This is a genomic window from Streptomyces sp. NPDC000229 (genome assembly GCF_040300825.1).
Taxonomy (GTDB): Bacteria; Actinomycetota; Actinomycetes; order Streptomycetales; family Streptomycetaceae; genus Streptomyces.
In genome coordinates this window covers 1-8,056 of the sequence record NZ_JBEPEL010000142.1, presented here as the reverse complement: position 1 = coordinate 8,056, position 8,056 = coordinate 1, and the positions used below count along the sequence as shown (strand labels likewise).

7 protein-coding genes are annotated in these 8,056 nt (G+C 69.6%); 5 read left to right on the top strand and 2 right to left on the bottom strand.

Translation table 11 applies throughout. The annotated features are described in order from the left end of the window. Positions 1–510: HAD family hydrolase (locus ABT360_RS34685; protein WP_351825643.1), on the bottom strand; the 510-nt coding region annotated here is incomplete at its 3' end. Positions 511–1,562: 1,052 nt separating this feature from the next. Here ABT360_RS34685 and ABT360_RS34680 point away from each other — a divergent pair. The 5 genes from ABT360_RS34680 (at position 1,563) to ABT360_RS34660 (ending at position 6,936) form a co-directional block, all read left to right on the top strand. Beyond that, complete coding sequence (locus ABT360_RS34680; protein ID WP_351825641.1) at positions 1,563–3,083, top strand: helix-turn-helix domain-containing protein; 1,521 nt, start codon at positions 1,563–1,565, stop codon at positions 3,081–3,083. A gap of 11 nt (positions 3,084–3,094) precedes the next feature. Beyond that, positions 3,095–3,715 carry a DciA family protein gene (locus ABT360_RS34675; protein WP_351825639.1) on the top strand — a complete coding sequence of 207 codons (621 nt, stop codon included), beginning with the start codon at positions 3,095–3,097 and terminating at the stop codon, positions 3,713–3,715. A gap of 187 nt (positions 3,716–3,902) precedes the next feature. After that, positions 3,903–4,496, top strand: a complete 594-nt coding sequence (locus ABT360_RS34670) for a DciA family protein (RefSeq protein WP_351825637.1) — start codon at positions 3,903–3,905, stop codon at positions 4,494–4,496. Between the two features lie 67 nt (positions 4,497–4,563). Then, complete coding sequence (gene dnaB / locus ABT360_RS34665; RefSeq protein ID WP_351825635.1) at positions 4,564–5,907, top strand: replicative DNA helicase; 1,344 nt, start codon at positions 4,564–4,566, stop codon at positions 5,905–5,907. A 546-nt stretch (positions 5,908–6,453) separates the two neighbouring features. Beyond that, positions 6,454–6,936 carry a hypothetical protein gene (locus ABT360_RS34660; protein WP_351825633.1) on the top strand — a complete coding sequence of 161 codons (483 nt, stop codon included), beginning with the start codon at positions 6,454–6,456 and terminating at the stop codon, positions 6,934–6,936. Positions 6,937–7,433: 497 nt separating this feature from the next. Here ABT360_RS34660 and ABT360_RS34655 read toward each other — a convergent pair whose 3' ends face one another. Continuing rightward, a complete protein-coding gene (locus ABT360_RS34655; protein ID WP_351825631.1) occupies positions 7,434–7,817 on the bottom strand; it encodes a hypothetical protein in 384 nt (127 codons plus the stop codon). Between the last annotated feature and the right edge of the window lie 239 nt (positions 7,818–8,056).

Here is an 8,056-nt window from a genome sequence, read left to right as displayed (position 1 = left end):
GTCCCCGGCCGGGTTGTCGCCGGTCATCCAACCCCCGTCGACGAGGCTCAAGCCGCAGCGGGAGGCCGCGAGTTCGAAGAGCTCCCGGTCGGGCTTGCGGATCTCGAGGTCGCCCGACACGGCGACACCGTCGACCAGATCGGCGAGGCCGGCCGCGGTGAGCTTGGCGCGCTGGATGTCCGAGGCGCCGTTGGTGACGACGCCGATCGTCCAGCCGGATTCGCGCAGGTACACCAGGCCTTTGAGGACCTCCGGACGACAGGTGACGGCGGCCGCCATCAGATCGACGTACTCCTGCCACAGATGCTCGGCGGTCTCCTTCAGGCCGAAGGTGGCGCGCAGTCGTACGAAGTCGCCCGAGTTCGCTCGGTCGGCCAGCTCGGTGAGGAGCCACTGTTCAACGGCTGCGCCGAAGGCGTGCGTACGGCACAGCGCGGTGACGGCGGCGGTAAAGGCGTACTGCCGGTCAACGAGCGTGCCGTCCAAGTCGAAGAGGGCAAGGCGGGTCACGAGCAAGAACCGTACCTATCTGGGCTCTCCGTCACCCATGACGTCCGAGACGTGATCGCGCACCAGGCGTGTGGCCGACACGTCGTCACGCACCGTCACTCGCTGGTGCCCAGGGGGAGTAGGGTGTCCCTGGACCTGATCGACAACCGCAAAAGAAAAAGCCCTCCGGACCTTAGGCAAGTCCTGAGGGCTCTCGGCCGGGAGAACCCGGCCCGGCGAACCCCCTTTGGCAAGAAAGGAGGTCGCGCGATGAAGGGTACCCGTACCCGCACGCGGACACACACCACCCCGCCGTTGCAGCGACCCATGCGCGTCGCTCCGGCGGGGTGCCCGCGTTCCAGCGGCCTCCTTGGGACCCCACCCGCCCCAGAGCCGTTCCGGTTTTGGGCAGTTCGACTTCCGTGCTGGTGGGCAGCACGGACAGCTCTCCGCTCGGGAGGCCGAATCGTCGTAGTCACGTGATGCGTGGCGGCGCCCTTCGGGCCCATAGCCGCCGGGACGCCCAGGTCCTGAGGTGTTAGCCGCACCTCGGCTGAGCGCCCCCTTCTGACACCGACCGGATTAGCAGCCCCGGTCGAAGGGGTCGTCCGGACCGGTTAGCAGCCGGATCCGAACACTCGTACTGGTTCTCCCAGAACCACGAAGCACCTACAGGGGGCTTCGTCATGCCGTCTTGGCGATGCCTCCACGACAGGAGCCATCATGCAGGACAGCCGCGCCGTTTTCCAGCCCAGCTACGCCCGTTTGATCCGATTTCACGCCTTCTGGTCACTGTCATCTACAGCACTTCACGCCGCACCTTCCTCCGGCGGGCCACTGAGGGCGGTCGCGGTGTCTACCGCCCCGCTCGCGCGCCCCCTCTCCGAGATCGGTGAAAACTCCGTCGACGGCGGCGTCCGCGAGGGACGCATCCCGTGTCGCGGGACCGATTACAAGATCGTTAACCACCGTGTGGGAGCGCCGGGGGCGGTCGGCGCTAAGCGGCCCCTGTCCACAGGCTCCCTGCGCAAGGCTGCCCGGATGATCTCTTCCCCCTACGTCCGGATGGGCCGGTGAGCGCCGTGGCGGCACCGGCCGCCGTAATGGTGCCCGCTCCGCGCCCGGCGGTCGACGACGCCGTCACGGTCACCGTGCTGCCCGGCTTGTTCGTGCCGGAGGCGCGGCAGTGGCTGTCGACGTCGACGGGCCGGATCGCGCCGGAGGGCTATTCGTGGATGCAGGCGGTCCACTGGGTCGCCGGGTCCGGGCTGTATCAGCCGCGACGGCATCGGTCGCACGGGCCTCGCTCGTTCGGGGCGACGACGGTGCGTGTCGCCCAGGAGCTGGCGCAGCTGTCGCCGTGCCGTCCGGGGATCGAGTACCTGGTGCGCCGCACTGGGCTGTCGGAGCGGTCGGTGGAGTACCACTTGGCGATGCTGCGGGAGGCCGGGCTGCTCGCGTACGTCGTGCGGGGCACCCGGGTGCGCGGTGAGACGGCGCAGGCGTCGGAGTTCGCGCGGATGATCCCGCTCGAGTTCGACCAGGCGCTGGGGATCCGCACGGTGCTGCGGGGGGAGGGGGCGCCGGAGTACACGCGCGCGGTGACCGGGATCGCGGAGGCCGGCCGGGAGCTGATGGCGAAGCTGGCAAGGAAGGCATCCCGGAAGGTGCGGAAGCCGCGTGCGAAGTTGTCCTCGAAGCGCCCTGCGACGGGCGCCCGGGAGGACGGTGAGCAGGGGGGTATGACGGTTGTTTCGGATGAGGTCCGTTGCACCCCAATGCAGGTGGGTTCCTCAAGTGTTTCGACTGCGGGTGCTACTTCCTTCCCCCCTGAGAGCAAGCTCACAAGCGGGGATGCGAAGTCCCCCACCCCGAAGAAGTCCAAGGCGAAGGTCGGTGGCCGGAAGCTCAACCGCGTCGGTCGCCGCTTTCAGCTGGCCCGGGAGCTCACCGAGCAGGTCGAGTGGCTGCGTAGTTGCTCGGTACCCCGGATCGCCTGGGTGACGCGCGGGGTTGCCGATGCTGGATGGACGGTGAGCGAGGTCCTGGCCTGGCTGCATGTCCGCGGTGAGGCCGCTCAGGTTCGCCGCGGGTCGGGGCTGCTCGCCGTCCTGCTGGCCGGGGCGGAGACCGTCTTGGACACGCCGGCCAAGCGTGCAGCTGCCGTCGAGCAGTGGCACGCATCCCAAGAGGCCCGGCGGCGTCACCGGATCGAGGAGGTTCGCGCCGAGCGGGAGAGGCATGACGGTTCCTGGGACTCTCCTGCCGGCGCCGCCCTGAAGCGCGAGCTCGAGGTGGCGTTCACCCGCATCAACGACGCCGCACGCAACCTTCACCCTGCGGTGGCATACGGCTCCGACGAACATGCTCAGGCCAACGCCGAGCCGTTCGAGATCAGCGAGCGGGAGCGCGCCTCAATGCGCGAAGAGGCCCGTGCGCAGCTCCGGCTCGGGTCGACGGACTTGATCGAGGACATGGTCTACGCCCTCGGCCGCACCGAGGCCGAGCTGCTCTTCGGCGAGGACCTGGTCCGTCGCGCACAGCAGCTCGACGGTTTCGCCCGTAGTTCCCTGACCACGTACAAGACCCAGTAGGAAGGCCCGCCATGACTGACACCGCCGTGCCCAATCGGGACGTCGCGGCAGCGTCCGGTGCTGACCTCGCCCGGATCGCGCTCCACCAGGCACGCGAGGCCGCCCGCCAGCGTGGTGCCCAGGTACGCTCCCCACGCCGGCCGCAGCCCGTCAGCATGCAGCAGCGCGACCGCCGCGACCCCACCGGGTTCGCCACCGTCCTGCAGTCCCTCATCGCCGAGCGCGCCTGGGACGTCCCCGCCTCCGGAGGGAGCATCCTCGACCAGTGGCCCGACATCGCCTCCGCAGTCGCGCCGAACCTCGCAGCTCACGCGACCGCCGTCGCCTTCGACGCACCGACCGGGCGGCTCGACCTGCGGCCCGACTCGCCCGCCTACGGCACGCAGCTTCGCCTCTTCGCCAGGACGATCATCGCCGCTGCTAACGAGCGGGTGGGGGCGGCCGTGGTTCGCGAGGTCCGCGTCCTTCCTGAAGGTGCCACCACCATCCCGGCGCCGGTGCCGACGGCTGACGTCCGTTCCGAAGTTCCGGCCGACGCCCCGGTCAAGACTCGGGAGAACGCCTCGGCCGGCTACCGGCGCACGCTCGCAGTTCTCCTGTCCACACGCACGCCGCCAAGTAGCGAAAGCTGACACAATGCGATCGCCACGCCGAGGGAACGCGAGGGAGGCGTCGACGGCCGTGAGCGGCTCCAATCATCCTGCCGTGCGAGGAGACATGGCGGCCCTCGCCCTCAGGGCAGCAAGGGCGAACGCACGCTTCCGAAAGTCGGACAGACGCTCCGAGCTGCCCCCGCCGCAGCGCCGACGGCGCAATGCCGTGCCGGTCCCGCTGGACCAGGTCCTGCTCGACCTCATCGCCAAAAGGTGGCCTGCGGCTTCGCTCGCCGCAGTCAGAGCGCTCTGGCAGGACTCCGTCCATGAGATCGCCAAGCATGTCTCGGTCATGAACTACGACGCCGCCAGCGGTCTGCTGTCCGTGCGCGCCGACTCGGTCGCATGGGGGACGCAGACCCGACTTCTCGCCCCCATGCTGGTCGGCAGGCTCAACGAGACCTTCACGACGGCAGGCGTCGGGCCCGTACGGCAACTCCGTATCGCCGGTCCTCGGCTGACACCCCTGACCGTGGCCGGCGCCGAGAACGCCCCCCTCCACCCGTCGCGGCGGTCCGCGTCCCGCCTTCCCCGCGCCTTCACACACGTCGACACCCCGGTCCCCGACCAGGCGGTCGCCGACGCGCTGTCCCGGCAAGCCGCCAACGCGGTTCACCAAGCGCACAGCCGGCCGGCCCGCCATGAGGCCGCCCTCTCACCGGCGAGAGAAACCTCGCCCTCCGAGGCTGCGCGGCAAGCAGCTCTGCGCCGCGCCAGGGCAACCAAACGCGACTCGCTCCAGCCGGCTGCGGAGCAATAGAGTCGTCATCCGATCATGACCATCGCCAGCGTCTGCACCGCTGGCACCGGGGCGGGGGATCACCAGCATGAGCAGCGACGCGGACAGCAATCAGTTTCCCAACAGCGACGACAACGCGGAAAGGACCGTGCTGCGCTCGTTGCTGCTGTCCACGGACACCGTCGCCGACGTCGTGGAGATGCTGGAGGCCCACGACTTCACCCGGCCCGCCCATGCCTTGATCTACGAGGCCGTTCTCCGCGTCTACGGCGCCGGGGACACCCCGGACGTCGTCCGGGTGTCCGCGGTACTCGACTCCGACGGCACCCTCAAGGCGGCAGGCGGCAGCGACTACCTCGCCTCGCTGATCGCCCGTGGCACCGGAGACGGCTGGCGCCGCGCCGCAGAGCGTGTCCGGGCCACCGCCATGCTGCGGCGCACGAAGGAAGCCGCTGCACGTGTCGAGAGCCTGGCCTCTGAGAGCGATCCCGACGACGTCGACCGCCTCGCCGACATCGCCCAGGCGGAAATCCTGGCCGCCACTCTCCTCCGCCCTCGAGGTCTTGCCCCGTCCCACTCGATCGGCGACATCCTGGAAGGCGCCCTCGACGAACTCGAAGCCGCCGCAGGCAGCACCGGCAGCTTCAGCGGAATCCCGACCGGCTTCACAGACCTCGACGCGCTCACCAACGGGCTGCGTCCCGGACACCTCATCGTCATCGCAGCCCGCCCCGCCATGGGCACCACCACCCTCGCCCTGGACTTCCTGCGGTCCGCCGCGATCAAGCACGACATCCCTGCGGCCCTGTTCACCTACGAATCCGGCCGCGAGGAAATCGCCACCCGCATCCTCAGCGCGGAAGCGCGTGTCCCGCTGCACTACATGCGAGCCAGCACGATGGACGACGACCACTGGGTGAGATTGGCACGCCGACTTCCGGACGTCGCAAAAGCTCCCCTGTACATCCAGGACGAAGCCTGGCCCACGTTCACCGACCTCCGCGCACAGTGCCGCCGGCTCGCCGGCCAGCGGGCCGTCAAGCTCATCGTCGTCGACAACCTGCAGATGATGACCTACCGGACCCGGCCGCTGGGCTCCCGATACGAAGAGGTCTCCGAAATCTCGCGCTGCCTCAAGCTGCTCGCCTCCGAGCTGGAGGTTTCCGTCGTCGCCATCTCCAAGGCCAACCGCGGCGCCGAAGAGCGCACCGACAAAAGGCCGATGCTCACCGACCTGCGTGACTCCGGATCGCTGGAGGACAACGCCGACCTCGTCGTCCTCCTGCACCGCGAGGACGCCTACGAGAAAGAGTCCCCGCGCGCCGGCGAGGCCGACTTCATCGTCGCCAAGCACCGCAACGGCCTCACCGCAACGATCACCGTCGCATTCCAGGGCCACTACTCCCGGTTCGTCGACATGGCCCAGACCTGAGCGGAGACCTGTGGGGTCTCAAATCTCGCGGCACAATCTCACGATCTTGGCATCGAACGCGGCATCGAACAGGGGAACCGCAGTTCAGAGGCTTGCCGGTTCCGGCCTGCCGGTTGAGACCGCGAGGAAGTGCCACGTTCGTGAGACTGAGCGGCTGTGCCATCGACCTGAGACAGCGGAGGAGCTGCTGGTCAGCAAGCACGGCCTGTGCCACGAGGGGCGAGACCCTACAGACCTGCAGTGCTCGACAACCTCGGCCGGTACGACGGCGCTCACGGCGACTTTTGCAAGGTTCACCTGTGCTGCCGCTGCCAGCAACGTCCCTGGGCCAAGCGGGTAGGCGAAGAACGCCTCTGCGGCCTGTGCGCCTCATGCTGCTTGGAGTGCGGCCGAGCACCAGCACGGCACCTCGATGGTCTACACAACGGGTTGTGCGCCGAGTGTCGTGGCCTGTGCGCCGGCTGCGGCAACCCGCTCCCGGCAGAAGGCGCGTGCCGGTGCCGAACGTGGAAGCGGGGCCCAGGCAGCGATCCGATCGGGTTCATCATGCAGGGCTTCCCCCAACCGCTGCTCCAAGCCCTCAGCCACCGCCTCCCGCGGACCCTTCCCGACATCCTCTTCGCCGAACTCGCCCACCGGACTCCGGCCCAGCTCCTCGACCGCATCGCACGCCGATGGCACACCCGCTGGTCCCACGCCATCCACGAGCGCGACGAGGACAACCGGCTCCGCTGGGCCCCGCAGGAGATCGCCGAGTTCCTCGTCGGCCGCGGCCCCTGCCCCAACCCCGCCTGCGAGGACGGACACCTCATCCACGACGCAACACCCTGCCCGTACTGCCAGCAGCCCGAGAACCGATTCGTCCCCGGAACCGCCGAGAGCACCTCCACCAGCGAACATGCCCGCAAGGCCGCCGCCGAAATCCGCCAGGCGCTCTTGGCCAGCCGAACCGAGCGGAGGAAGAAGCCGGGCATCCGTCCAGGAGCCTCGCCTTGGCCACTGCCGCCCACATCAGCGCAGCAGCGGTGATGGCTTCGCCCGTACGCCGTCAATGCATGGGGGTACGGCACGAACGGGCACGACTCCCCGGCTCCGACCGCGAGCGGCATGATGATGTGGTCGGCCGGGCTGTGCGAGGCGTGCGCGGAGGCCGGACTGATCGGCCGACCATCTGGACGCGGACCCGGCTCTGGCGGCGTCCGCGGCGGGTATGCCGGTCCGGCAGCTCGGGAGCGCGGCGCCGCACGGCGCCGGCGGGCTCCTTGGGGTGCGGTGCGGGTGATGGTGGGGCCGTGCCCGCACCGCGCGGTCAGCGTACGGGCCCGGGCCAGCGGGGCAGGGCTGTGTCAGTGGGGGCTCTTATGGTGGGGTTCGCTCGAACTCAGCACACGGGGGGACCATGTCCGAGACCAGCATCGTCATGCCGGGGCACGCGCCGCATCCGTCGATCGTCCACGCGCCGACCCGCCGCGCCCTGGCTCCGGGGGAGCGGCTGGACGGCCAGGGCTTGGTCAGCTTCCGCCCGCTCACCGGGCCGTCGCTGCTGACGGTCCGTGAGTATCTGATCGTGCGGGGCGGCGGAACTGCTGCTGATCGGCCATCTGATCGTGGAGGGGGAGGAGGGCGAGGAGGTCGTCGTCGACGGTGCCACGGGGCGGGTGTTCAGCATGTGGCTCTACGAGAAGTCGCTGGAGGGAGCCGAGCTGTTCCCGCTGGCACCGTCGGTCGGAGCGCTGCTCCGCTTCCCCGCGGCGCAGCGGGTAGACCTCGACGGATACCGGATCGCCGGGGCGGGCGTTCTGCGGTCGGCGCACGATGCGGATCTCCTCCAGGGCGGGGGAGAGGTCTTCCAGCCGGATCGCGCACAGTTCGCCGATGCGGGAGCCGGTGTCCAGGGTGACCGAGGCCATCGCCAGCATCCGCACCCAGCGGGGGAAGCCGCGGGTGAGCAGGCCGCCCTCGGCGGTCCAGTGGGTGCGCCGGTAGGCAGGATACGCAGGTGGGACCGTACTGGGCGGTTGGAGGAGATGTGGGCGAAGCGCGCCGGGCCATGGCCCGGAGCACACCCGATTGCGGGATATTCCCCTTCGCCGGCCCCTGACCGGTCATACGATCATCGCCGGTTCTCCGACCTGCCGAACCACCTTCC

Coding starts and splice junctions, on each gene's coding strand:
- ABT360_RS34675 (WP_351825639.1), top strand. CDS start 3,095: ATGACTGACACCGCCGTGCCCAATCGGGACGTCGCGGCAGCGTCCGGT.
- dnaB (WP_351825635.1), top strand. CDS start 4,564: ATGAGCAGCGACGCGGACAGCAATCAGTTTCCCAACAGCGACGACAAC.
- ABT360_RS34660 (WP_351825633.1), top strand. CDS start 6,454: ATGCAGGGCTTCCCCCAACCGCTGCTCCAAGCCCTCAGCCACCGCCTC.
- ABT360_RS34655 (WP_351825631.1), bottom strand. CDS start 7,817: ATGGCCTCGGTCACCCTGGACACCGGCTCCCGCATCGGCGAACTGTGC.